This is a genomic window from Veillonella montpellierensis (assembly GCF_947090115.1).
GTDB lineage: Bacteria > Bacillota > Negativicutes > Veillonellales > Veillonellaceae > Veillonella > Veillonella montpellierensis.
The window spans coordinates 58,544-84,962 of sequence record NZ_CAMUMS010000002.1 but is presented as its reverse complement, the minus strand read 5'-3'; the positions used below and the strand labels follow the sequence as shown (position 1 = coordinate 84,962).

Below are 26,419 nucleotides of genomic sequence, written 5' to 3'. Positions count from 1 at the left end.
ATAAGCCTATATAGATAATAATTGAAATTTTATGTAGTAGAAAGTTTTTCAAAAATATTGTACAATGATAATATTGATTGAGCTTGTATTTATACAAAATTTGTAATTGATTATAAATATAGAATTTGTATGTACATTAGAGGAGGAACTTCAATGTCTGATTTCGCAAATATTAAAGTAATTGGTGTTGGTGGTGGCGGCAATAATGCTGTAAATCGTATGGTAGAAAGCAATTTACAAGGTGTAGAATTTATTGCAGCTAATACAGAAAGTCAAGTATTGGATTTATCAAAAGCGGATAAAACAATTAAACTTGGTGAAAAGGTTACAAGAAATCTTGGCGCTGGTGGGGATCCTGCAGTAGGCGAAGCTGCTGCTAATGAAAGTCGTGAAGAAATTGTGAAAGCCTTAGAAGGGGCTGACATGGTATTTGTTACTGCTGGTATGGGTGGCGGTACTGGTACAGGGGCTTCTCCTGTAGTAGCTGAATGTGCTAAAGAAATGGGCGCTTTAACAGTAGGTGTTGTGACTAAGCCATTTTCTTTTGAAGGAAAACGTCGCCGTGCGCAAGCTGATAAAGGTGCGGAATTATTAACTCAAAAAGTTGATACTATTATTGTCATCCCTAATGATAAATTACTACAAGTTGTTGATAAAAAATGTTCTTTAAGCGATGCATTCCGTACTGCTGATGATGTATTGCGTCAAGGAATTAAAGGTATTTCTGATTTGATCACCGTTCCTGGATTGATTAATTTGGATTTTGCTGATGTAAAATCAATTATGACTAATCAAGGTGAAGCACTAATGGGAATTGGCATTGGTGAAGGTGAAAATCGTGCTGCTGATGCTGCAAAAATGGCTATTAATAGTCCATTATTAGAAACATCTATTGATGGTGCTAAAGGCATTTTACTAAATATTAGTGGTAGTAGTAATTTGAGTTTATTTGAAATTAATGAAGCCGCTGAAATTATTTCTGAAGCAACAGATCCTGATGCGAATATCATCTTTGGTTCTGTTATTGATGATAATTTAGGTGATAAAGTACAAATTACTGTAGTGGCAACAGGCTTTGGAGGAACAAACCGATCCGTTCCAGAATTTGGCAAAAAATCTTTCTCAGCTCCATCTGGTGGACCTGATATTCCAGTTTTCATGAAACGATAATGTGTATACATTAACAGTTTATACAGTTGATATATTAATTTATGATATATAAGGAGACATTTTATGAAGAAGACATTACTAGTTACGGCTATACTTTCCATGACAAGTGCATTGGCTTTTGCACAAACAGCTCCTGTTACTAATATTACTACTGATACATCTAAAATTAATGTTGAGTATAATTTTGCTCAACATGTACAACGGGACAGTGGTCATAAAGATGGGTTTGGTGTGTCCTTAGAACATGGATTTAGTGATAGATTAGCGGCACAGTATTCGTATAGTAAATTAAATAATAAAAACATTACTAATATTAAAGATCATCAATTAGCGTTGGTATATAAATATAATGACATGATTAATTTCTATGGTGCTGGTACTCTTATCGATACTCATAGTCATAACTATGGAATACAAGCAGGTGTTATTGGATATATGCCGATTTCTGATAAAATTAATGGATATGCAAAAGTTGGCTTAGGCGACGATATTAAACAATCCTATCAGATTGGTGCTAATTATGCATTGACTGATGGCGTAGATTTAAATGTATATTATGGTTATGATAACTATAACATGAATGAAAAAAATACTACGGTTAAAGGGTTACATGCAGGTATAGGCTATACATTCTAATTACAATTATATATACTTTAAAAACCGTTATTAAAGGGATTATATTCCTTTGATAACGGTTTTTTATAATGTTTGGCTGTTCCTAATAGGGGATTAGCATATAGGATATGCAGTAAGTATAGATTGTGTAGTAGGAAATTATTATACAATTAGTACATTCAATATTGAATACATGTATACAGAATTCATAAAGAAGACTAGGTAATTCTTACATGCTTTCTATTGTATTAGAGCATACTTTTGTGTATGATAGATGTGTATCGAGTTATAAAGATGGGGTGGTGTTGAGTATGTCAATGACTATGGCAGCAAAACAAGCTAGAGGAAAAAAACAAAATGATGTTATTTTTGCAGCTAGTTCTGCAGCACAAAGTGATATCAAATTAAATGGAAAAGATCATGTAGTGAATGGTACGGTAGGATCTATTTTGGATGAAGACGGGCAAATTGTGTTCTTACAATCTGTAAAAGAAGAATATTTACATCTACCGAATAATGAATATATTGCATATGCGCCTATTGCTGGATTACCTGAGTATCTATCCGCAGTGTACAAAGCTTGTTTTGAAGATGCTAAGCCTGATGCTTATATAGATGCAGTAGCAACTGCTGGTGGTACTGGTGGTATTCATCATTTGGTTCATAATTATACTGCATTGGGCGATACTGTATTGACTGCTGACTGGTATTGGGGCAATTATAAGACCATTTGTAAGGATTCTGGCCGCATCTTATCTACATTTACATTATTAACTGATACTAATGAATTTAATATAGATTCTTTTAAAGAAGAAGTAATGCATCTATCAAAAGAACAAGAAAATCTTCTAATTTTATTAAATACACCTGGTAATAATCCTACAGGATTTAGTATTAGCGATACATCTTGGGATGAGATTTTAGCGTTCTTATCTAGTTTAGTAGCTTCCACTACCACTAAAATTATATTAGGTGTTGATGTAGCATATCTTGATTATGCAGGCGAAAAACATGCGGTTAGACAATTCTTTAAAAAATTTAGTCAATTGCCAAAAGAAATTTTGACAGTTATTTGTTATAGTGTGTCTAAAGGATTTACTATGTATGGACAACGGTTAGGGGCTATGATTGGTATATCCTCTAATCAAGATGTGATTGATGAATTTCATGAAATTAATGCAATTACATCACGTGCTACATGGTCTAATTTATGTCGACCAGCACAACGAACTATTGCTAATTTGGTAAGTGATGATAAAAAATTTGCTGCCTACGAAGAAGAACGAGAAGCATATAATTCATTGATTCATGAAAGAGCGGCTATTTTTGTTGAGGAAGCAAAATCTTGTGGATTACCATTATTACCATATAAGGGAGGATTCTTTTTAACGATTCCTACAACACAATCTACAAAGATTTGTGATGTATTGAAAGAAAAACATATATATGTAATACCTTTAGTGAAAGGAATACGCGTGGCGGCATGTAGTATTCCCAAAAAACAAATGAAAGGGTTAGCATTGAGTATATATGAAACTATGAAAGAGCTACATAGTTTATAAAATAAATAGTTCAATATAGAACAACACTACAATTAGTTTACTATACAAGCATTATATAAACTATGTATTTTATTATTGGATAGTTTATAGTACTTTCATAGTATGATTTTAGTTATGAGTGATTCATAGAATGATATATTATAAAAAGGCAGCAACCAAGATGGGTGCTGCCTTTTTGTGTGTAGCTCTTAGTGAAATGGCATGGGTTCTGGTATATTTTGAGTCTTATTAGAAGTATAATGTCTACACATAGTTAATCATATTTATATATATGTTAATGAGTAGGATGAGCTGGTTTCTTTACATCAATAGGGTTACCATTTTCATCAATGTCCACAAACTCTACTTTATCAAGAGTTTGTGTAACTTGACCACGAATAAATTTAAGATAAATATCATATAATTTCTTTTTTTCTGCTAGTTCTTCTTCTGTTAGTGGTTGACCACTTTTTTTCTTACTAGCTAACTCATTGATTCGTTTAATTGTTTCGTTAATTTCCATTGTTTATATACAATAGTTGAAATCTATTGTAGATCCTTTCTTTGAATAAGCACGTTAAATACATATGAATGCTGTCACATAGGCATTATTATATAAAATAACAAAAAGTTATTCTCTTTCTTATGGTACACATTCATTTTAATATATACATTATAGCATGAATCTACTCTAGCGAGCTAATATATCTGTTAGTAGTACTTGATGAATAGATAAAAATAATGATATAGAATGATAGTGTTATGACTCCCTTAGGGAGAAATAATTAGTATAGTATGTTTCATGCGTGTTGTGATGCACTAGAAAGCATTTAGATTATGAAAGTTATAATGGGGAATAATTACTGATGATAAGGTAATGGAGAAAGTTTGAGGTGTATAAGTGATTTGTTATTATTAGATATGATATAATGAGAGATATCGATATAAAGTTATTATATGGTAGCAACTATAAACTATTTTAAAAGAATAGTAGTAAAATTATGATAAGTACATAAGGAGGCTCCTATGAGAGTCACAAAAGCGATTAAATCAGAACAGTTAAAGATTCTATCAGAAGTGTATAAGGATGCTAAACCAGCATTGGTATATAATAGTCCTTTTGAATTATTGGTAGCAGTAATATTGTCAGCCCAATGTACGGATGAACGTGTTAATATTATTACAAGACGATTATTCCCTCAATATAGTGATCCAGCAGATATGTTAGCGTTAGGAGTAAAACAATTAGAAGTATTAATTCGTGATTGTGGATTATATCGAGCAAAAGCGGCTAACTTAATTGGTACATGTGACATATTAGTTCATAAATATGCTGGAGAAGTACCAACTGATTTTGAGTCATTACTAGAGTTGCCCGGAGTAGGAAGAAAAACCGCTAATGTCGTCGTATCAGTTTTGTGGGGAATACCAGCCATTGCTGTTGATACGCATGTATTCCGTGTGGCTAATCGATTAAAATTAGGAATTGCTAATACTCCTTTAGAAATGGAGGGTAAATTACAGAAAGCGATTCCTAAGAAAGACTGGGCTGCAGCCCACCACTGGCTTATTTGGCATGGTAGAAAAATTTGTAAAGCGAGAAAACCATTGTGTCATGTATGTCCATTAGCCAAGTTGTGTCCTTCGGCAGGAAAGGTTGTGTAATTATGAAGACAAGTCATCAAAAGATGATAGCATTATTTCAAGATAACGGAATTGATGGTATAGATATAGTGAATGAACTTTTGCGATTTAGAGTGCTCGATCAAATGATTTCATCGCATCCTGCCACAAAAGAGTGGGGGATTACGGCAGATAAATTATTTTCCTTAGCTCATGAGGCTACAGTACAATCATTTGGGGAGATTTCCTATGCAATCGATACATTTGAAAAACTATATGGCCCCTCTTTTTCTGTAGATGTGATGGATTTTATTAGTGATACGGGCATTATAGAGGGCATGAATGCAGGCTATCAATGGAAAACTCCATTAATGGCATATATTAATCAGTATAAGGCGGAATCCAATACTACTATTTTATTTGCTTATGTAGAAGAATATACGAGCCTAATAGAGGATATTTTACAAGCCTTTGGTAAAAAGCGAGTTGTTTTATATACTGCTTCAGAAGTGTGTTACAGTGTGTTGAGTCGATTATATCCGTTGGCAACAATTGTAAATGAATGGCCAAGTGCCACCTATTTTGATCACATAGTAACTGCTACAGTTGGCATGTATCAGGATTCAGAACATATCATGGAAGAAGTGGCCAATGGTATGAATAATCTTTCTAAATATGGAACGGCTCATTTATTTTTGCCGTTGACAGCAATTCAAAATCAAACTGGTCTTAATAGAATGGCGTTACAGTTCTTTTTAGGACAAAAAAAACTAGAGCGAGTTCGGGAATGGACGCCTATTGGAACTTATGAATTTGTATTTGGCCCTAGTGAAGTCAAAAAAATGAAAGCAGAAATCTGTGAAATCATAGATGACACGTATCGAACAACGCCTTTTATTGCCTTACCCCATGAGGTATTTTCAGAATTAGAAGTATTCTCGTTAGTCGGATATGGTTTATCCTTATGTTCTGTTATTTTACCGGGCACATCGAATGACCTAGCCATGGGGCAAGAAGGATTGTACTGTCGCGATGCTCGTTTGCCAGAACGTATTATAGATCATCTCGTAGAAGAAGACGCATGGTACTTGACCTGCGAACGTAATGGGTTATCTATTAACTTTGGATTAACTGATGAAAAGCCAGAAGATGTATCATTTTGGATGTTCCCTAGTCAAGCAATCGCTTATATGTGGTTTGCTTATTTCACATGTGATCGGGGACGTGACATAGCGGGGCGATTGGCAGAGATGGTTTTATCAGAAGATGCTTTTTGCCAGTTAATTAGCAGTTGCCGTCGTCGTAGAGTTAGTGATACAGAAAAAAATGATATTATTGAGACCCTTGATACAGCAGAAAAAAGATATGCAGATACTCTTAGAAAAGCAGAAACTAATTATGATCAGATCTTAGAGCAATTAGGCGAACATATACTGCCTTAATCTTCTTTTATAGTAGTATTATATAAATTGAGTATACTTACTATGTGGTAATTATGGCATAGATAGTGTATTATAATAGAGGTTGTGTAAAAATGGAGGAATATATATGGCTGTTGTAAATTTTGAAATTTATAAAGTATTAGGGATTTTATCAGAAGATAAAGACGGAAAAAGCAAACAATTAACTTGTATTAGTTGGGGACGCTATAACCCTAAATTTGATTTGCGGTCTTGGAATAGTGATTATACGACTATGACTAAGGGAATTACCTTGTCGTTAGAAGAAGCGTTGGCACTGAAAGATTTATTAAATAAAGTGGATTTAGAACAAGCGTATAATGAATCAATAGCAGAACGTCAAGCCGCTAAAGCTGCAGAAAAATAGAATTAAACATAGATAATACAAGATGTTGTAATAAAAATTTGCAATTACCCCACTATTATGATACAATTTGTAAGAATAATAATAGTCACTGAAAAGAGGTGTATATAATGAAACAAGGTATTCATCCAGATTACCAAGAATGCACTGTAAGTTGTGCATGTGGTAATACATTTACAACTGGATCTGTTAAAGGTAATCTTCGTGTTGACGTATGCTCTAAATGTCATCCGTTCTTCACAGGGCAACAACGTGCGGCACAAGCTCGTGGTCGTATTGAACAATTTAACAAACGTTACGGTAAATAATTTACTGAAATGTTACTATACAAATGACATGGCAGAGCTGGGGCTCTGCCTATATTTGTTTAGAGAGAGGAGTTATCCTTTGAAATCTAAAAAAATGAAAAAATTTGTTGGTGGTCAGGCAGTCATTGAAGGTGTCATGATGCGTGGCCCTGGATATACAGCAACAGCAGTAAGAGAGCCAAGTGGTAGTATTGTTATTGATAAATATGCGACTACATCGATTAGTGATCGATATTCTATTCTACAAAAACCATTACTTCGTGGATGTGTTGCCCTTGTAGAATCATTGGTTATTGGTATGCGTGCTTTGGCATTCTCTGCTAAAGCAGCTGGTGAAGCAAATGAAGAAATGTCCAATAAAGAGATTGCTATGACTATGATTGTTTCAAGTGTTATTGCGATTATTTTTTTCTTAGCCTTACCTACATTTGTTGCCAAATATGTTCCCGGTGTGGGAAACAATCATGTGCTATTAAATTTAGTAGAGGGAGTTATACGATTAGCTCTATTTTTGTTATATATATGGGGTATTGGCTTAACGCCAGATATTAAACGTGTATTTCAATATCATGGGGCAGAGCATAAGACAATTCATACATATGAAGCTGATGAAGAGTTAAATGTGGAAAATGTAAAACGCCACTCTCGTTTACATCCTAGATGTGGCACTAACTTTTTACTGATTGTTATGATTGTGAGTATCTTTATATTTGCTTTTTTAGGATGGCCCAATTTAATTGAACGTATTGTATCACGGGTGCTTTTAATGCCTGTGGTAGCTGGTGTTTCTTATGAAATAATTCGTTTAGCCGGGAAAAGTACAAATTCATTGATACAAACAATTATTACTCCTGGGTTATGGTTACAATATATGACGACTCGAGAACCAGAAGATGATCAAATTGAAGTCGCTATTCGTGCATTACAGGAAGTTAGACCACCTGAGTCAGAGGCATATGAAACAAATTAATGATGAAGGAGATATACTAAATGGCTTTGGTAGATAAATTACAAGTAATTGAAGATAAATTCATGGATTTAGAACAACGAATCAGTGATCCAGCTGTGATTGCACAACAGCAAGAATGGCAAAAATTGACACGGCAGCACGCATCACTGGTAGATACGGTAGATACTTTTAGAGACTATAAAAAAGTACTCCATGAATTAGATGAAGCATTAGAAGTAGTAGAAGATAAAACCTTGGATGAAGAATTTCGTGAAATGGCACAAGAGGAACTTAAGTCGTTAAAAGAAAGACGAGAAGTGCTGGAAGAAAAATTACATATTTTGTTATTACCGAAAGATCCAAATGATGATAAAAATATTATCATTGAAATTCGTGGTGGCGCTGGTGGCGACGAAGCGGCATTATTTGCAGGGGATTTGTTCCGCATGTATACAAAATATGCAGAATCACAAGGCTGGAAATGTAGTATTTTAGATGCTAATGAACCAGAATTAGGTGGGTTTAAAGAAGTTGTATTCTCTGTGGATGGAGATAGTGTATATTCTAAGATGAAATTTGAATCGGGTGTACATCGCGTGCAACGTGTACCAGATACTGAATCGCAAGGAAGAATTCATACATCGACAGTTACAGTAGCAGTATTGCCAGAAGTAGAAGAAGTAGATATTCAAATTAATCCAGCGGATTTAAAAATTGATACGTATTGTGCGAGTGGCGCTGGTGGACAACATGTTAACCGTACTGAGTCAGCAGTACGGATCACACATGTACCAACTGGAGTAGTAGTAGCGTGTCAAGATGAACGATCTCAATTAAAGAATAAAGATAAAGCCATGAAAGTACTAGCGGCAAAACTTCAAGACATGGCGGATCAAGAAGCCGCTTCTACTGTAGCTGCGGATCGAAAAAGTCAAGTTGGCACGGGTGATCGTAGTGAACGTATTCGCACATACAATTATCCACAAGGGCGTGTAACGGATCATCGTATTAATTTAACATTATATAAGTTAGATGCCATATTAAATGGTGATTTAAATGAAGTCATTCAAGCACTGATTGCAGCTGACCAGGCGGCTAAAATGCAAGGAGCTAATGTAAATGAATAAGGAGATTTGGACGATCGGTCGAATTCTTCAATGGACAGAGCAGTATTTTCATAACAAGGAGTTGGATACACCACGACTTGATGGGGAGGTACTGCTTTCTCATGTATTGGGGAAAGATAGAATTTATTTATATATTCATTATGATCAACCCTTAACAACAGAAGAATTAAGTGCGTATAAAGCACTTGTGCTTAAACGAGTCAATGGATATAGTGTGGCCTCTATTGTGGGACATAAGGAATTTATGGGCCTATCATTTATGGTAAATGAAGAGGTATTAATTCCACGGCCTGATACAGAAACATTAGTAGAATACACAATAGAGTCATGTAAACAAAAAACTAATCTATCTGTGTTAGATGTATGTACTGGACCAGGAACAATTTTGTTGAGTCTATTACACTATTTGCCGCAAGCAACTGGCATTGGATTAGAACTATCAGAAAAAGCATTAGATGTGGCTAAACAAAATAGAAAGGCTTTGCAATTAGAAGAACGAGCTACGTTGATACAGTCTAATATGTTTACTTCCTTAAAGAAAGAGAATCTATTTGATATTATTGTTTCTAATCCACCCTATATTCGTACAGGTGAGATGGATACATTGCCAAGCGAAGTACTCCATGAACCACATATGGCACTTGATGGAGGAGAAGATGGACTCGATTTTTATCGCATCTTAGTAAGTGAAAGTCATCATTACTTACAACAGGGCGGTCTTCTTATTATAGAAATCGGTATTCATCAAGAAGAGGCTATTATTCAGTTATTTGCATCTGCACTACAATATAAGTGTATAGATACAGTGCGAGATTTGGCGAATGTAATTCGTGTATTAGTATTTCAAAAGGTATGAGAATATATGCAATCATTTACGTGCAACGTATATGATGTGTCAATGCTGCTTCATTTTATAGGAAGGAGTATAGTGATATAAAGTGGCTATCACTAAGTACAATGGAAACAAAGATATATAAATATCCTACAGAGAAAGAGATTGAATGTATAGGTAAAATGTTGAGGGATGGCTGTGTGGTTGCATTGCCAACCGAAACAGTATATGGACTAGGTGCCAACGGCCTTGATGAAACAGCGATGGATAAAATTTATCAGGCGAAAGGGAGACCTTCAGATAATCCACTAATTTTACATGTACCATCTATGGAGGCGGTTACACCGTTAGTCCGAGAAATTTCAGAAACTGCCCATCGTTTAATGGAAACATTTTGGCCTGGTCCATTAACGATTACATTACCCAAATCTGATCTAGTTCATTATCGTGCGACGGGGGGATTAGATCGAGTTGCATTGCGTTGTCCTAATCATGAATTATGTCGGTCCATTTTGCAGGCTGCTGGTGTACCTATTGCGGCACCAAGTGCCAATATATCTGGTAGGCCGAGTCCTACTTCAGCAGAAGCAGTACTACATGATATGAAAGGCCGAATCGATGCTATTGTTGATGCAGGAAATTGTCAAATTGGCGTAGAATCAACAGTAGTAGAAGTTAATGACAATAAAGTAACCATTTTACGCCCTGGTGGGATCACAAAAGATATGTTAGACAAAGTAGTAGATACTGTAGTATATGATACACATATGGTAACTGGCAACGGAGTACCCAAGGCGCCTGGTATGAAATATAAACATTATGCACCAGATGGAGAAATGACAACGCTGGTAGGCGATCCTCTAGCGGTTGCCCGTGAGATGGCTCGTATGATGACAACATTATCAGGACCTATTGGTCTATTAATTAGCCAAGAAACATATGAATTTTTACATACGATAGTTGATGTGTCTAAGGTGCATTGTATTATTTATGGTCATCATCAAGATGATACTTCACTGGCAAATAAGCTATATGCATCATTATTAGAGTTTAACAAACAAGGGGTAACACATATACTCGCAGAAGGTGTAAAATCTGAGGGAATGGGTGTGGCGATTATGAATCGCATGGAAAAATCAAGTGATCATCGTATTGTTATAGTAAAGAAGTAATGCTCATTGTGTCGGAAATGGTGTTGACAGCTTGATATACAGATTTTCTTCTTCTACTGTAGTAACAAAAGTATGATTTCTATAAATAAGTATTGGAATATTTCTAATACTTTGCTATAATAGTTTATGTTGGTTGGACTAATGTGTTTTTGTAAAAGACAAAATTCTAGTCAGGACTAACTTATTCGGTGAGTAGAATAAGTAATGAGGTTATAGGTGATGAATATTTTATTTGTATGCTCGGATAATACGTATCAAAGTCCTATAGCAGCAGCCATAACGGAATCAATTCTTACAGAATCATCTATAGATTTAGTGGTTGATTCAGCTGGTTTATTTTGTGCGAATGGTGCTAAAGTTAAGGGAAAAGTAATAGACTTGATGCAATCTATGGGATTTGATCTTTCAACACATCGCTCAAAACCGCTTAGCGTCGGGCTAATGAATGAGGCCGATTTAGTCATTGCTATGACAGAAACTGATAAACGTGTATTATTGCGACAGTTTATCTTCATGGCAAATAAGATTAAGACTATTTGTGAATGGGCAGGTACAGAGAACGCTGAGGAGTGTATGGCATCCATAGATAGAGTGGCTAAAAAAGATATAGAAACACTTCAAAAGTTAATTGCTAAGGCTATTACGAATATGAAACCGTTAAGATAGTGATACAGATAGATAAGGAGTTGATAGTATGAAGGTTGCCATTGGATGTGATCATGGTGGATTTCATTTAAAACAAGTCATTATGACTTTTTTAGAATCAAAAGGCATCCCTTTTTATGATTTTGGGGGCTATTCAGAAGCGTCTATTGACTATCCGGATATAGCCGATCCAGTAGCTAACGCTGTGGCATCTGGTGAGTATGATCGCGGAATTTTAATTTGTGGTACTGGTATTGGAATTGGCATAGCCGCTAATAAAGTAAAAGGTATTCGCGCTGCTTTATGTCATGATACATTTTCAGCACATGCATCAAGAGAACACAATGATGCTAATATTTTAACTATGGGTGAGCGTATTATTGGACCAGGATTGGCAGTCGATATTGTTGATGTTTGGCTTACTACTGAGTTTGAAGGTGGTAGGCATTTACGGCGAGTAGAAAAGATTATGGCCCTTGAGGAACATGAGTCATAATTGCATGAAATTCTATTATATAAGTAGAGTAGATAATGGATTGATTTTATAAGATTCTTTTATAAATTATATTGCCATAATTGACGTATATAAGGTAATATACATAGAGAGAAGAAAGTAGAGGCTATCATATGAGTATGTTAAGAACACAAGATCCAGAAATTGCTAAGATTATTGACCTAGAATTACATCGTCAACGTCATAAATTAGAAATGATTGCATCAGAGAATTTTGTAAGTGAAGCAGTCATGGAGGCACAAGGTAGCGTACTAACCAATAAGTATGCGGAAGGATATCCAGGAAAACGATATTATGGCGGCTGCGAATATGTAGACATGGTTGAAACATTAGCGATTGAACGAGCTAAGAAACTGTTTGGTGCAGAGCATGTAAATGTACAGCCACACTCAGGTTCACAAGCAAACTTTGGCGTATATTTTGCATTGCTACAACCAGGTGATACGATTATGGGCATGAATTTGTCGCATGGAGGACATTTAACTCATGGATCTCCCGTTAATGTATCTGGTTCCTATTTTAATGTGGTAGATTATCAGGTGGATGCGACTACACAACGAATTGATTATGATGCGGTGGCTAAGAAGGCAGAAGAATGTAAGCCTAAGTTAATTATCGCTGGCGGTAGTGCCTATTCGCGGATTATTGATTTTAAACGATTTGCAGATATTGCACATACAGTCGGTGCTATTTTCATGGTAGATATGGCTCATTTTGCTGGTCTTGTAGCAGCAGGATTGCATCCAAATCCAGTAGACTATGCAGATGTGGTAACAACAACAACACATAAAACATTACGTGGCCCTCGTGGTGGGTTGATTATGTGCAAAGAGAAATATGCAAAAGCTATTGATAAAGCTATTTTCCCTGGCATCCAAGGGGGACCATTAATGCATGTTATTGCAGCTAAAGCTGTTGCCTTTGGTGAAGCCTTAGAGCCAACTTTCAAAGAATATGCTACACAAGTTGTAAAAAATGCACAGGCCTTGGCGAATCAATTAATTGATAATGGTTTAACCATTGTCTCTAGGGGTACAGATACTCATGTTATGTTAGTCGATGTGCGCAATACAGGTTTGACTGGTAAAGAAGCGGAACATATATTAGATGAAGTAAATATTACTTGCAACAAAAATACAATTCCTTTTGATCCAGCAAGTCCGTTTGTCACAAGCGGTATCCGATTGGGTACGCCCGCATTAACTTCTCGTGGTTTACAAGAAATGGATATGAAAGAAATAGCTAATATTATAGCTATGGTATTACAACATCCAGAAGACACTGAAAAACAAGAAGAAGCGAAACGTCGCGTATCTAATCTTTGTGAAAGATACCCTTTATATTAATTTTATACGTGCTATATAGGAGGCAAATTAGTTATGAATGTAAATGTAATGACACATCCATTAATTCAGCATAAAGTAACGCTTATGCGATCTGTGGAAACAGGTTCTAAAGATTTTAGACAGCTTTTAGATGAAATTACATTGTTAATGGGATATGAAATTACACGAGATTTGCCATTGGAAGATGTAGATGTACAAACTCCACTTGTAAAAATGGTAGGTAAGCGAATCGCTGGCAAAAAATTAGGTATTGTGCCAATACTTCGTGCCGGACTTGGCATGGTTCATGGTATGTTAGATTTGATTCCTACTGCCAAAGTTGGGCATATTGGTCTATATCGAGATCCAGAAATATTGAAACCAGTTGAATATTACTGTAAATTACCAAGTGATATAGCAGAACGTACTTTTATTGTTACAGACCCTATGCTAGCCACTGGAGGAAGTGCATCTGCAGCGATCACGTTATTAAAAGAAAAAGGTGCTAAACATATTCAATTGATGTGTTTAGTAGCAGCTCCGGAAGGTGTTGAAGTAGTCAATAAAAATCATCCAGATGTGACTATTTTTGTAGCAGCTCTTGATGAATGTTTAAATGAGCATGGATATATTTTGCCAGGATTAGGCGATGCAGGAGATCGTATTTTTGGCACTAAATAAAGAATAGGATTAATACTAGAAAATGACAGTATATAGAACCCGTTGGGAACTATATACTGTCATTTTTAGTATGTATAGTTAGCGTATGGGATGACTAAGAATGAGAAATAGCAGATTACTTGTTAAGGAGATGGTATATTTACTAATGATCAGGACATGTTGATGTTAGGTATCATCCGGATAGAATTAGATGTTAGTTATACGTAGAATAGAAATAGCATATACTAGTTATATAAGAATCTGACATCGTAATACTAGGGACATAGTGGATAACTATATTTTATACTTTGCTGTATGTGTTATTGTAAAAGTCTAGCGTTAATCGTTATAATTTTGTAATTTAACATATAGATAATAATTATCCTTTACAATAAAAATGAAAATTGCTATAATCTTTATGGTTTTATAAGTTGTTTTTAGCATAATAAGGAGAGAAAATTTTGGTTACTACAAGACAATACAAGAGTCAATATCATATTTTGATCTGGATAGGAGTACTATCGGCTATTTTTATTGGTATGATGGAATATGGGTATGCATTACAAGGTAAGCTTGATTGCCATTGGAAAATCTATTTGGGGCTTATACCATATGTAACGTGGATTGTTATGACATATTTGGCGACAAAACCTAAATGGTTTATACAACGCTATAATGTAAAAGAGATGTATAATGTACATCGTATTCTTGGTATTATATGCACCTTGTTGATTGCCGCTCATTGGTACCTATATTTTGGTAAAGCTGCTAAATCCGTACTAGGTTGGTGGGGTGGCTATACAGCATTAGTTGCCATGTTTATTGCATTTGTTGTAGGTGTTATCTATTTGTCACCATGGGTTAAGAAATTAGCTACTTCTATGTCACATAAGAAGGTGATTTGGCTTCATCGTTTGAATGTAGTGGCCTTGATTGCAGCTAATATCCATGTTCATGGATTTAAGCGGTTAGTGGCAATGGTACCATTTTTACAAGTTTATGATATTATTACCTATGCATTAGTGATATACTATCTATATTGGATGTATAAGAATAAATAATACCATTGTATCCTATAGCATGGTATAGATATATAGGTATAGTTATTATTTTATTATAAAGTATATAGAATTATAGAATTATAGAAACTAGAGGAACATTGACAATTGTCATGCTCCTCTAGTTTTTTTATAGCTAATTGAACTAGCTAGTACTCTTTTGTCGATATTTTTGGAGTATTTCATGTATATTTTATATCTTTTTGGATTGAATCGTATATTTCTTAGAATTTCTATATTTACAACGCTTATATCTTAGTATACTATATGTATTAATATTAATAATAATTATCATTTTCGTTAATTGTGTATTTAGGGAGATTTTGTATGAAAAAACAACAAGTAATGTTATCGATGGCTATAACGTCTTGGTTGATTGGTTTGTATGTATATCAACCTGTATATGGAGCTTCACAATTACAAGATGTACAGGTGAAAGCTGATCGTAATATAGAAAAAGCTAAATGGAGTTCTCAAAAAATTAATATTATTTCTCAGAAAGATATACAAGATAAACAAGCTAAATCTGTAGAAGATATTATTTTTAACCAGACAGGACTTTCACGTACGGTTGACTCCATGGGTCGAGTAGGTGTTTCAATCCGTGGTGCCGATCCAAGACATACTTTGATTTTAATTGACGGACAACCTGCTCTTGGAGAGTTTGCAAAATATCAAGGACAAGGCGATGAACTTATGCGTCTTGGAAGTGAAAATCTAGATCATATAGAAGTAATACAAGGCGCTGCTTCTGGGAAATATGGATCTGGTGCCATTGGTGGTGTCATTAATGTGATCACTAAGAAACCGATGGATAACAGGACGGTACAGTTTAATATAGAGTCTTTACGCACTAAAGGTATGCAAAGTAGCACACCATATTCTAATTATTTTTTGCGGGCAGATACAGGGCGAGTAGGTTCTTTAAAATTAGCATTATATGGTAGCAAACGCGATATATTACCGGTGTACGCTAATAATCCTAGGAAGTCTTCTAAATTAGCACATGATAATATGAGTGTATTTGCTAAAAATTCATTACGCTTTTTTGGAGAACAATCCAATATAGGCGTTAGTTTAGATTGGGAAAAAGATAATCATAATACTATTAACTTTAAATTAGATTCGCATAAAGATCAGTTACATAGGTTCAATAAAGGCTCTACCTCCATTATGGCACCAGAAGTTCAGTTTAAACGTACTATTATGAGAGATGCGTATAATTTAAATTGGCACACTAAGAATAAGAAAAAAGTAAATTGGGATGTAGAAGTTAACTATGTAAAATTAAATGAAAATGATGTTACCCTAACTAATACGATAGGTCATGAATCTTATTTTGGCGCGAATGAACTAAATAATGTGGATCTTATTCATCATAAAGAATTCGATATGCATTCGAATTTCCATGTTGACGTGAATGATAAACACTTTGTAAATATAGGCATGGGTATTAAGAAAGAAGATGGGAGTGGAAGTCGGTTAAAAAGTGCTCCTACAACTTCAAAATGGTATATAAATCCTTGGGATTATGATAAACATTTAAAAGAAGATCCAACTACTCATGAAGTGGCCTCGCGCATAGAGGATTATCCTATTGAACGAGACGAAAATAATACACCTTACTGGAATCGGTTAAAAGAGTGGTACGGCTATGAAAAAGGCGTTGAGGGGAAGGAGTATTTACCTAAATTTACGTACGAGGAATTTTTTAGTCAAGAACATGCATTTGATCTAGCAGATTCATACCCATCAGGTATAACGAGTTCGCATTTAAATAGTAATAATAGAATATCATATTTTTTAGAACATACAACACCAGAAAAAAGGAATCATTTTAATCAATTAGTGGCTAAGTTGTATGAAGAGAATCCAGATATAAAAAAAGCAATGGAAACAGAGTCTACAATAGCACAAAGTAAAATTGTTTATTATTATTTTACTGGGAAACCTATGCAGATTGGAAAAAAATCATTTCCTGTTTTATTGAATGGAGTTGCATTTAAAAAAGGTGATGCTTTGCATAATCGAATGACTATGGGAGAGGCTACGATAAAAAAACAATATGTTTACTTTGAAGATAATTGGCAAATTGATGATAATACATTGTTAACACCTATTATACGCATGGATCACAGTAATTTATTTGGTAATAACTTATCTTTTAACATGGGAATGGTTCATAGTCTTCATGGAGATTCACATAAACGTTTAAAAGCGAATATAGGAACTAGTTATGCAGAACCTGGTATGGGTGAGTTGTATTATAACTGGGAAATGTATCCTGGCAATCCGATTAGTGGAGGTATAGGAGGTGGCACTGCTAGACTGGGATGGTATTGGATCGGGAATCCTTATTTAAAGCCTGAAAAATCTTTTAATGTGGATATTGGATGGGAACACGAAACAAAGAATACATCGTATCGGACAACTATATTTCATAATACTATTCGAGATTATCATACATTGTATTTTACAGGACAATTATTAGATTTCTATCCAGAGTATAATGAAAATACTCACTTAGGTGCTCAGAAATTTTCACATACACCAGACATGATTTATAGTTTTAAAAATATAGGCGATGTGTCTATTACAGGAATAGAATCAGAAGTTACACATAAATTTAGTGATAAATGGTCAGGAAAATTAGGATATACATTCTTACATACACTTAATAATTCGGATCCAACAATGCCTAAACAATTATTAGATAAGCCAAAACATAAATTAGATATAGCACTTACATATGATGATAAAAAATTAGGATGGTATGCCTCTTTATATGGTAATTATTATATCGATATGTTGGATAGTCGGTCTTTATCTGGAAGTGGAAACTATATAGATTCTTATGGACCATCTGAAAAGGAATCACCGAATATATCTCATATTGAAACATATTTTGCGCATGGGAAAACGCAAAAATATCAATCTAAAACGTATGGGATATGGAATTTTATAGTACAAAAATCTTGGGGAGCTGATATGAGAGCATATATCGGTATTGACAATATTTTTAACTATAGAGATGATGACAGAGCATTGCAAGAAAGAGTATATCGTTTTGGGATAAATTTTAAATTTGGTAGTGATGGTCACTTATACAAAGTGATAACTGATCAAGTAAACAAGAAAATAGATAATATTGACTTAGGACTTATTCACTTTGATAAATTTTTATTGACACCGTATGAGCAAATTAGTAACTCAAAACTACATTTTGTCGGTGATTATATTTGGAAAAGCCATTATATGCAAGGAGAAAATCGTCCTAATGTAAGAACTACACTCACTTCTGCTATTGGCACAGCGACAAAAAACATGATCGATCCTTCCGAACATGGATGGGAACAAAAGGTTGAATTAGGACTAGAAGGAAGAGTAGATGAACGTACGAAGATAAAAATACTAACTAGTGCTAGTGGTCATAAAGGTGCTATGACTGAAGATAATGAAAAGACTACGCATGGAGTCAACCAATTGCACATAGAAGAAGCTAATTTAACAAGAGTTAATCGGAAGTGGAATATATCGATTGGACGATTAGGAGAAAAATTAGGAGAAACGGGATATTGGTTTAACCAACATTTTGATGGTATACGAGCAGTGTGGTCACATAAAAAAACACAAGTTCGTATTGGCTATGGTGATTTCTCTAAGAATACAGGTATTAATGATTCTGCATATACACAGATATCGTATAAGACTATGCAACGCCCACTTACAGTAAGTGAATTTTTAGATAATGTAGATGGACTTACTTTGACTAAGCCATTCACTCCTTTACATAAAGCATTACAGGAGAAAGTTGGAGATAGTACAGGTCAATATGCAACATTACGTACTTATTATAATTGGCTTAAGCAGGCATATCCGGATTATTTGAAAAAGGATGAAACTTACTATTATGTAACAATACCTAAAGCGGTATATGGGTATACAAAAACATATGATTCTGTAATAGCGAATAAGAAACCTGAAAAAGTAGGAGAAGCGGGTATTAAATATTTGACTGAAACAAGAACGTATCCATTTTATAGTTCAGATATAGATAAGTATGCGACAAGTGAACAGCATTTTCCAAAGTCGAAATATGTTGAATTACCAGTAGTAGAGAATAAAGATATATTAAGTGTCAGTTATGATAACGATGCACCAATTCAAGGTGATGGTAGTGATTTTATAAAAAAATTTATAGATACACATGGTGACGAATTGACAAAACGATACGATAAGGCTTTGTCAGAACGGATACAGCATGAAGAAGACGTTTCTTTAGCAGAATATAATGAGGCGAAAGATAATTTAGCAGTTTATACAGCAAAAAAAGAAGAGGCGCAACGAAATTTCGAAAAGTTAGACAAGGATGTAAAAATTTTTGAAGCAACACATCCAGAGGTAAAAGGTACTCTAGGTGATTATTATGGGAAAATATATTCTGATAATTCATTAACGCCTTTAGAACAAGAACATTTTGATTTACTAAAAGCTCGTGTGAAGGAAGATGTGAAAATCGATAAGTTCACTAGTGATATTAATGATGCTAAAGAATCTATGGAAAGACCACCATTTAAAGCTACTGAAATAACAGGGAAAACAGTTGATAAAAATATATTATTTTCTACTATACAGAAAGGGAATATACTACCCGCTGATGGTGAAAAAAATAAAGGATTGGTGGCACCTGTAGCCGCTTATGCAGAAAAAATGGATAATGCATTGCGATTTACTGAAAAGGGAAGCTTATATCCACGTGCTCCATTGGGTGCTAGTACAGGTGTGTTTGTGATGCAACCAGGCTATGTACTTGATAGATCAGTTGTACCAGCTATAGGAGAAGCATTTTTCCTTGAGTTAAAACAAGAAATGCAACAGAATTTAGGAATTTCTGTATGGTATTTACATTCACAAGCAAATCGCGAGTTAATGTATGAATCGGCAAGAGAAGATGGTGGTATTAGAAGTAATGAGTTACGGTATTATACTACAGTAGCTGATATTCTAGCACTAAGTGCTAGATATACATTAAGAAATCAGGCACTATTCTCTATTGATTGGGGTATCAATATGTCATCTCTAGGAAAATATTTGAATGGACATATGCAGTATCAATATGATACTCATACTAATGCATTTTCCTTAGCAGGGAATACATCAGGAAATACTCCTAAGTTTTTTGCTGTGAGGGCACAGATTGGAAAAGCGGATATGGATAATGTTCATTCCTGGTCAATGTATGCAGATTACAAATATTTTGAACATGGATCTTTCTTTGGAGGAAATGGAACAGGCGTATTAAGCGATAGATATCTAGATGGTATAAAGAGTTTTACTATAGGTGGATCTTATGTACCATTTAATAATTGTTTATTCGAAGTAAGTTATACATTTGGTGCAAAAGGTATTAAGAATAGAGACACTCTATTTGGACCAGAATCATTTAGTCTTGGAAATTATTCTACTGTACAAATGACGTATAAATTTTAACTTATAGAGTACTAAAAAAATAATAGATAGAGCTATAACATGAAGTAGTAGAAAGTCGATGTATTATATTATACTTTTTACTACTTCATGTATTAAGAATAGGTAAAATACTATTGTTAAATTGATAGTGGATTCTTCACCACACTATTAAGTTTACGGGTATATAGAGAATTATACATATCACTTTATTATGATGATAAATAATAAAATTATCGTCTTATATGATTATAAAATCTAAAAAATAATGGCGGTTTTTTGTAAATATACATAGTTTACTATACATTTTTGGATTAAAGTGCGTGTATTTATTACCTTTTTGGATTTATTTTAAATTTCGATATTTACAAAGAAATAGTAATACTATACGATAGTGCTAATGAAAATTATTATCGATTTTGGAGGTTCTTATGCGGAAAAGAAAAGTGATATTATCACTAGGTATATTATGTTGGATGTCATCGTGTTGCGTAACGTATAATGTATCTGCAGCCACTACACTTAATGCAGTTACTGTACGTGCTAATAAAGCAGTTGAGGAAGCTAAATGGAATCCACAACAAGTTAGTATTATTACTCATGAAGACATTGAAAAAAAACAAGCAAAATCTGTGGAAGACATTATTTTTACAGAAACTGGTGTTTCACGTACTGTTGATGCCATGGGGCGTGTAGGTGTATCGATTCGTGGCGCAGAAGCACGACATACGTTAATCTTGGTAGATGGGCAACAAGTATTAGGCGATTTTGATAAATATTCTGGTGCTGCTGATGAAGTTATGAGATTAGGTACTGAAAATGTAGAACGCATTGAAGTGATTCAAGGTGCAGCGAGTGCTAAATATGGTTCAGATGCTATCGGTGGTGTTATTAATATTATTACTAAAAAAGCAAATCATACACCTACATTACAACTTAATGGAGAAGCATCAAAACGAAAAGTTGATAATGATATAGCACCATTTAAAAATTATTTCTTGCGTGCCGATTCTGGTAACATGGGTAAATTGAAAGTTTCTATTTCTGGTAGTAAACGAGATATTATGCCTGTATTGGCACATAAGCAATTATCATTTGCTGATAAAAAAGAAGCTAGTAAGTTTGAACCTAATGTATTGAGATATTATGGCGATGCCTCAGATATTGGATTGATGGCATCCTATGACGTTAATAAAAATAATATTGTAAACCTTCGAATCAATCGGTATGCAGAAGATTTAATACGTGATGTAAAGCGCTCAACAGAAGAAACAGCACCACAACAGCATTTTAAAAGAAATGCCAGCAGAAATACAGGAAGTTTGACGTGGACAGGAAAAAGCAAGTCTACTAACTGGGAAGTGGAAACAAATTATTCTAAGATTCAAGAAGATGATGTATCCTTAATTACTTATGGTGGACGGTCTGCGTATGAAGGGAAAAATGAACTTCGCTACATTGATAATATCGATCATAAGCAGATGAGTATAAAGGCATCGGCGAATACATCTCTAAATGATCAACATGTATTAACCTATGGATTTGGCTATACTAAAGAAGACGGAGAAGGTAGTCGACTTAAACATTCACCACAAACATCTAAAATGTATATTGATCCATGGGATTATGATAAAAGTTTATTAGTAGAACGTTTAGATCGATGGGTGGCAGAACCTGGTGATACACGACCACGGGTGTATTCACATATTCATGATTATAAAACTATTATCAATGATAAAGGGATTCCTGAATGGGATTATAATTATGAGTACTATGGCACTGTTAAAGGAAATCCAGATACGGTAGCCGATTTTACTTATGATGATTATGTCAAATTTTATGTTAAAGCAAAAGGGACAAGAAGGCCAGATAAAAGCAAATGGACAGGAACGATAACAGCTCCAGATGGATCGGATACGATGTCCGAAAAGGAGTATAATAATTTTATCGCCTTTGAAGACAAGTTAAAACGACAAAATCCAGAAATGGCAAATCAGCGAAGTAACTTGGTGCTAGATTATTATAAGCAAGGTCAATCGGAGACTGAATATGATAAAGCACCGAGATTCAATAAAGATGAACATGGAAAACCATTGCGGTTTATGGATGAATATCGTAATCGAAGCCAACGGCTCGATGTAGGAAAAGGAACTATTAAAAAACATAATTTCTTCCTATCAGATACATGGCAAGTGAATGATAATACGACGATTGTACCAATTATACGCTATGATTATAGTAGCCTCTTTGGAAGTCATGTGTCGAGCACATTAGGATTTACGCATAGTGTGCAAGGTAACCCTCATCGTCGCTTTAAAGCCAATGTGGGAACTGGATATACGGAACCAGGCATGGGTGAATTATGGTATGATTGGGAAATGTATGGCTCACATCCAGTCGGTTGGGGTGTTGCTAAAATGGGTTGGTATTGGTTTGGCAATCCTAATTTAAAACCAGAAAAATCGGTTAATTTCGATATTAGTTTAGAAGGAGAAAATAAAAATACCTATGCAAGATTGGGTTTATTTCATAATCGTATAAAAGACTATATGACGGTGTATTTCACAGGGAAATTATATGACTTTGCACCGTATTTACCAAGAGATCAAAAATGGCAAAAAGCTCCGGATATGATTTATAGTTTTAAAAATATCGGTAAAGCTGAAATTACGGGACTTGAGTTAGAGGTTAAACATAAATTTACAAAACACTGGGCAACCAAATTAGGCTATACCTATTTACATGCCATTAATAAGTCTGATCCAGATATGCCTCGACAACTATTAGATAAACCAGTTCATAAAATTGATATAGGATTAACATATACTAATGATGCATCGGGGTGGAATGGACAATTATGGGGAGACTATTACATACATATGTTAGATAGCAATACGGTATCTAATAATGCTAATTACTATTATGATGATGGTTCCACTGCATATGCTAATAAATCAAATCAAAGTTATGAAAAGAAAACGTTTGGTGTTTGGAATCTGATGGTTCAAAAACAAATTGCGAAGGATTCTCTGGTGTATGTGGGAATTAATAACTTGTTCAATCATCGAGATGATGATAGGGCTACGCAAGAACGAGTATATCGATTTGGTGTTAACTTAAAATTTGGTGCAGATGGAAAAATCGATAAAAAACAGAAAATAGAAACATCAGTACATTCTAAAGCATTGGAAGAAATTACTCCAACGTTTATTACGCGTCCAAACACAATGGCAGATTCTATTCACCTATGGGGCGATTATCGAGCTCGCTTTATAAATGTGGGTGGTTTAAATAGACCACAGCCGATGTATCGTGGAGAATACACATATGGCAATAAAAAGCATCCCGCATCCTATGTAAATACGGGAACCAATAACATGAAAGACAATGCAGATCATGGATTTGAGCAACGTACTCGTATAGGTGTGGATGCCAAGTTAAACAAGAATACACAACTTACTGTTATAGGCAGTGCTACGGGAGAGCCTATAGTATCAGATTCTGCCAATATAGTTAATGCAAAAAGCTTTAATCATCAACAGTTAGATCGTATTGATATCACCCATTCTACACATAAATGGGATGTATCCATTGGACGGTTGCCTGAAAAAATAGGGGTAACAGGATATTGGTTTAATAAAGAATTTGATGGTGTACGAACTGTATGGACTCATAAAACAAATCAGCTACGAATTGGGTATGGTGATTTTTCACATACTACAGGAGTTTTTGATTCTCCATATACACACATGATTTGTGGTGAAATTAAGCGTCCTCCAACAGTGGCTGAATTCTTAGGATTAAAATATGATCGATTCCCGAATGATAATCTAAGTGCCTCTAAATCTGGATCTAGTGAATTACCTAAAAATTCTACTGATAAACCAGATTCAGATAGTATGACGGGAATTTATGAGAGTCAATACAAGGGGAAAACGGATAAAGCATTCTTCTATCAACAATTGACCGAGGCTAAAACGGTGGAAGAACGCGTAGCCATTCTTAAACGGATGCACGCTATTATTAAACAAGCCTATGGGACTGATATGACAAATAAAAGAATTCCATTAAATGTAAATATTGATACTATGGCTATGTTTAAATTAAAAAATAAGAAAACAGGAGAAATTATATACAAAAAGACTAGAATACCATTTGATGTAACAGAACAAGTTTGGGATTCCCCAGAAGAAAAATTAGCAAAACGAACGTTGAGGAATAAATTTACAGTACCACTTTCTGATGAAAAGGCATTAGTGACTGATGGTAGTTACATTAATGATCATGCTGAACAATTTATAAGTGCTGTTGTTAGCCAAGGTGAAAAAGCAGCTAAAGAATACTTGGGATATTTAAGTAATGGTACTTCTGATCCTGTTATTCGTGTAGCATCAGGTACTACTGATGAGGCGATTAAAAATGGTGAGATTACAACGTATGAAAAAAATGAATCTATTAATATCTCTGATTATGATTATTTAGGTGTTGTAAAACTATTTAAAGAGGATTATAGTAATGATTATAAAGGTAAAGAAAATGGAGCCTCTAAATATGTACGTAAATCTACTAATTTACAAAAGCAATTAATTGATGACAATTATAAGACCGGAGATATTAAGTCTGATAATACTACAATGAATCCTATGCTAGACCAGTATTTTGAAGAATTATGTAGGGTCGTAGAAAATTCTGAGAATAATAATACACTACCTCGTGCAGCACTAGGTAAGCTAACGGGTAATTTTATCAATACTTATGGTGTTATTTTGAATCAAGATCGTATTCCTCCAATTCATAGAGCAATGTTTGTACAATATAAAAAACAAGTGTCTAATCGATTAGGCATACAAGCTTGGTATGTACATGGTGGTAGCGATACATTCCAAACATTCCAAAATGCAACACTAAGCGGTAATAGTAATACAGAATTTAAAACACTTGCGAATGTTATTGGTATAGGTGCTGAATATAAGTTTAATAATCTTACAAAAATATCCTTTGATTATGGTCAAAATAGAACTGATTTTGGACGGTATATGAATGGACATACCAATTATTACCATGAACGTGGTATGGGAGATTTTGACGTATTAGGATATTCATCTGGCAATACTCCAAAATTCTGGACTATGCGACTTGATATAGGGCAAAGTAATATGAATATTCCTAATTCATGGGATGCATTTGTAGATTATAAATATTTTGATCATGGTGCTTATTTTGGTGGAACTGGTCATGAAGGTATTTCTAACCGGTATTTAGATGGTATTAAAAGCTTTACATTTGGCATGAGTTATGTACCTAGAAAAGATGTATTATTACAAGCTTTCTATACATTTGATGCTAAAGGTACTAAAAATAGAGACACTTTATTTGGACCAGAAGCATTTAGTCTTGGAAATTATTCTACTGTACAAATGACGTATAAATTTTAACTTATAGAGTACTAAAAAAATAATAGATAGAGCTATAACATGAAGTAGTAGAAAGTCGATGTATTATATTATACTTTTTACTACTTCATGTATTAAGAATAGGTAAAATACTATTGTTAAATTGATAGTGGATTCTTCACCACACTATTAAGTTT

19 protein-coding genes are annotated in these 26,419 nt (G+C 34.4%); 18 read left to right on the top strand and 1 reads right to left on the bottom strand.

Features of this window, described 5'->3' with window-relative positions; genetic code table 11:
• The first annotated feature begins 153 nt into the window (after positions 1 to 153).
• From ftsZ to P6940_RS01410, 3 genes are all read left to right on the top strand, one after another.
• Entirely contained in the window at positions 154 to 1,170 is a 1,017-nt protein-coding gene (ftsZ, locus tag P6940_RS01420) for a cell division protein FtsZ (RefSeq protein WP_028257398.1), read from the top strand.
• A gap of 63 nt (positions 1,171 to 1,233) precedes the next feature.
• Positions 1,234 to 1,806 carry an outer membrane beta-barrel protein gene (locus P6940_RS01415; protein WP_277292970.1) on the top strand — a complete coding sequence of 191 codons (573 nt, stop codon included), beginning with the start codon at positions 1,234 to 1,236 and terminating at the stop codon, positions 1,804 to 1,806.
• Between the two features lie 290 nt (positions 1,807 to 2,096).
• The gene (locus P6940_RS01410; RefSeq protein ID WP_277292969.1) at positions 2,097 to 3,347 is read left to right on the top strand and encodes an aminotransferase class I/II-fold pyridoxal phosphate-dependent enzyme; all 1,251 of its coding nucleotides are present in this window, start codon (positions 2,097 to 2,099) and stop codon (positions 3,345 to 3,347) included.
• Positions 3,348 to 3,621: 274 nt separating this feature from the next.
• On the opposite strand, the gene P6940_RS01405 is transcribed toward P6940_RS01410, so the two are convergent.
• Entirely contained in the window at positions 3,622 to 3,849 is a 228-nt protein-coding gene (locus P6940_RS01405; protein WP_038113461.1) for a DUF896 domain-containing protein, read from the bottom strand.
• 503 nt (positions 3,850 to 4,352) lie between these two features.
• On the opposite strand from P6940_RS01405, the gene nth reads away from it, so the two are divergent.
• From nth to P6940_RS01330, 15 genes are all read left to right on the top strand, one after another.
• Positions 4,353 to 4,991: an endonuclease III gene (gene nth, locus P6940_RS01400; RefSeq protein WP_028257394.1), complete on the top strand. Its 639-nt coding sequence runs from the start codon at positions 4,353 to 4,355 to the stop codon at positions 4,989 to 4,991.
• Positions 4,992 to 4,993: 2 nt separating this feature from the next.
• Positions 4,994 to 6,391 (top strand): hypothetical protein, encoded by a 1,398-nt coding sequence (locus P6940_RS01395; RefSeq protein WP_038113499.1) that lies wholly within the window; start codon positions 4,994 to 4,996, stop codon positions 6,389 to 6,391.
• 106 nt (positions 6,392 to 6,497) lie between these two features.
• A complete protein-coding gene (locus P6940_RS01390; protein ID WP_277292968.1) occupies positions 6,498 to 6,776 on the top strand; it encodes a YdbC family protein in 279 nt (92 codons plus the stop codon).
• Positions 6,777 to 6,883: 107 nt separating this feature from the next.
• Positions 6,884 to 7,081, top strand: a complete 198-nt coding sequence (rpmE, locus tag P6940_RS01385) for a 50S ribosomal protein L31 (protein WP_028257392.1) — start codon at positions 6,884 to 6,886, stop codon at positions 7,079 to 7,081.
• 94 nt (positions 7,082 to 7,175) lie between these two features.
• Positions 7,176 to 8,051, top strand: a complete 876-nt coding sequence (locus P6940_RS01380) for a DUF1385 domain-containing protein (RefSeq protein ID WP_038113498.1) — start codon at positions 7,176 to 7,178, stop codon at positions 8,049 to 8,051.
• Between the two features lie 20 nt (positions 8,052 to 8,071).
• Complete coding sequence (gene prfA / locus P6940_RS01375; protein WP_051212035.1) at positions 8,072 to 9,157, top strand: peptide chain release factor 1; 1,086 nt, start codon at positions 8,072 to 8,074, stop codon at positions 9,155 to 9,157.
• Positions 9,150 to 10,013: a peptide chain release factor N(5)-glutamine methyltransferase gene (gene prmC / locus P6940_RS01370; protein WP_277292967.1), complete on the top strand. Its 864-nt coding sequence runs from the start codon at positions 9,150 to 9,152 to the stop codon at positions 10,011 to 10,013. The genes prfA and prmC overlap by 8 nt, the downstream gene beginning before the upstream one ends.
• 101 nt (positions 10,014 to 10,114) lie before the next feature.
• Entirely contained in the window at positions 10,115 to 11,161 is a 1,047-nt protein-coding gene (locus P6940_RS01365; protein WP_277292966.1) for an L-threonylcarbamoyladenylate synthase, read from the top strand.
• Positions 11,162 to 11,380: 219 nt separating this feature from the next.
• Positions 11,381 to 11,827, top strand: coding sequence for a low molecular weight protein arginine phosphatase (locus tag P6940_RS01360; protein ID WP_277293049.1), 447 nt, complete (start codon positions 11,381 to 11,383; stop codon positions 11,825 to 11,827).
• Positions 11,828 to 11,855: 28 nt separating this feature from the next.
• Complete coding sequence (gene rpiB / locus P6940_RS01355; RefSeq protein WP_038151045.1) at positions 11,856 to 12,302, top strand: ribose 5-phosphate isomerase B; 447 nt, start codon at positions 11,856 to 11,858, stop codon at positions 12,300 to 12,302.
• Between the two features lie 131 nt (positions 12,303 to 12,433).
• Positions 12,434 to 13,666, top strand: coding sequence for a serine hydroxymethyltransferase (gene glyA, locus P6940_RS01350; RefSeq protein WP_277292965.1), 1,233 nt, complete (start codon positions 12,434 to 12,436; stop codon positions 13,664 to 13,666).
• Positions 13,667 to 13,699: 33 nt separating this feature from the next.
• On the top strand, positions 13,700 to 14,326 hold the full coding sequence (upp, locus tag P6940_RS01345) for a uracil phosphoribosyltransferase (RefSeq protein WP_277292964.1): 627 nt from the start codon (positions 13,700 to 13,702) through the stop codon (positions 14,324 to 14,326).
• Between the two features lie 440 nt (positions 14,327 to 14,766).
• Positions 14,767 to 15,366, top strand: coding sequence for a hypothetical protein (locus tag P6940_RS01340; protein ID WP_277292963.1), 600 nt, complete (start codon positions 14,767 to 14,769; stop codon positions 15,364 to 15,366).
• A gap of 324 nt (positions 15,367 to 15,690) precedes the next feature.
• Entirely contained in the window at positions 15,691 to 20,853 is a 5,163-nt protein-coding gene (locus P6940_RS01335; RefSeq protein WP_277292962.1) for a TonB-dependent receptor plug domain-containing protein, read from the top strand.
• Between the two features lie 407 nt (positions 20,854 to 21,260).
• Complete coding sequence (locus tag P6940_RS01330) at positions 21,261 to 26,264, top strand: TonB-dependent receptor plug domain-containing protein (RefSeq protein WP_277292961.1); 5,004 nt, start codon at positions 21,261 to 21,263, stop codon at positions 26,262 to 26,264.
• Positions 26,265 to 26,419: the final 155 nt, after the last annotated feature.

What these genes read in the sequence shown, in the direction of transcription:
- ftsZ (WP_028257398.1), top strand. Translation starts at nt 154, where the DNA reads ATGTCTGATTTCGCAAATATTAAAGTAATTGGTGTTGGTGGTGGCGGC.
- P6940_RS01415 (WP_277292970.1), top strand. Translation starts at nt 1,234, where the DNA reads ATGAAGAAGACATTACTAGTTACGGCTATACTTTCCATGACAAGTGCA.
- P6940_RS01410 (WP_277292969.1), top strand. Translation starts at nt 2,097, where the DNA reads ATGTCAATGACTATGGCAGCAAAACAAGCTAGAGGAAAAAAACAAAAT.
- P6940_RS01405 (WP_038113461.1), bottom strand. Translation starts at nt 3,849, where the DNA reads ATGGAAATTAACGAAACAATTAAACGAATCAATGAGTTAGCTAGTAAG.
- nth (WP_028257394.1), top strand. Translation starts at nt 4,353, where the DNA reads ATGAGAGTCACAAAAGCGATTAAATCAGAACAGTTAAAGATTCTATCA.
- P6940_RS01395 (WP_038113499.1), top strand. Translation starts at nt 4,994, where the DNA reads ATGAAGACAAGTCATCAAAAGATGATAGCATTATTTCAAGATAACGGA.
- P6940_RS01390 (WP_277292968.1), top strand. Translation starts at nt 6,498, where the DNA reads ATGGCTGTTGTAAATTTTGAAATTTATAAAGTATTAGGGATTTTATCA.
- rpmE (WP_028257392.1), top strand. Translation starts at nt 6,884, where the DNA reads ATGAAACAAGGTATTCATCCAGATTACCAAGAATGCACTGTAAGTTGT.
- P6940_RS01380 (WP_038113498.1), top strand. Translation starts at nt 7,176, where the DNA reads ATGAAAAAATTTGTTGGTGGTCAGGCAGTCATTGAAGGTGTCATGATG.
- prfA (WP_051212035.1), top strand. Translation starts at nt 8,072, where the DNA reads ATGGCTTTGGTAGATAAATTACAAGTAATTGAAGATAAATTCATGGAT.
- prmC (WP_277292967.1), top strand. Translation starts at nt 9,150, where the DNA reads ATGAATAAGGAGATTTGGACGATCGGTCGAATTCTTCAATGGACAGAG.
- P6940_RS01365 (WP_277292966.1), top strand. Translation starts at nt 10,115, where the DNA reads ATGGAAACAAAGATATATAAATATCCTACAGAGAAAGAGATTGAATGT.
- P6940_RS01360 (WP_277293049.1), top strand. Translation starts at nt 11,381, where the DNA reads ATGAATATTTTATTTGTATGCTCGGATAATACGTATCAAAGTCCTATA.
- rpiB (WP_038151045.1), top strand. Translation starts at nt 11,856, where the DNA reads ATGAAGGTTGCCATTGGATGTGATCATGGTGGATTTCATTTAAAACAA.
- glyA (WP_277292965.1), top strand. Translation starts at nt 12,434, where the DNA reads ATGAGTATGTTAAGAACACAAGATCCAGAAATTGCTAAGATTATTGAC.
- upp (WP_277292964.1), top strand. Translation starts at nt 13,700, where the DNA reads ATGAATGTAAATGTAATGACACATCCATTAATTCAGCATAAAGTAACG.
- P6940_RS01335 (WP_277292962.1), top strand. Translation starts at nt 15,691, where the DNA reads ATGAAAAAACAACAAGTAATGTTATCGATGGCTATAACGTCTTGGTTG.
- P6940_RS01330 (WP_277292961.1), top strand. Translation starts at nt 21,261, where the DNA reads ATGCGGAAAAGAAAAGTGATATTATCACTAGGTATATTATGTTGGATG.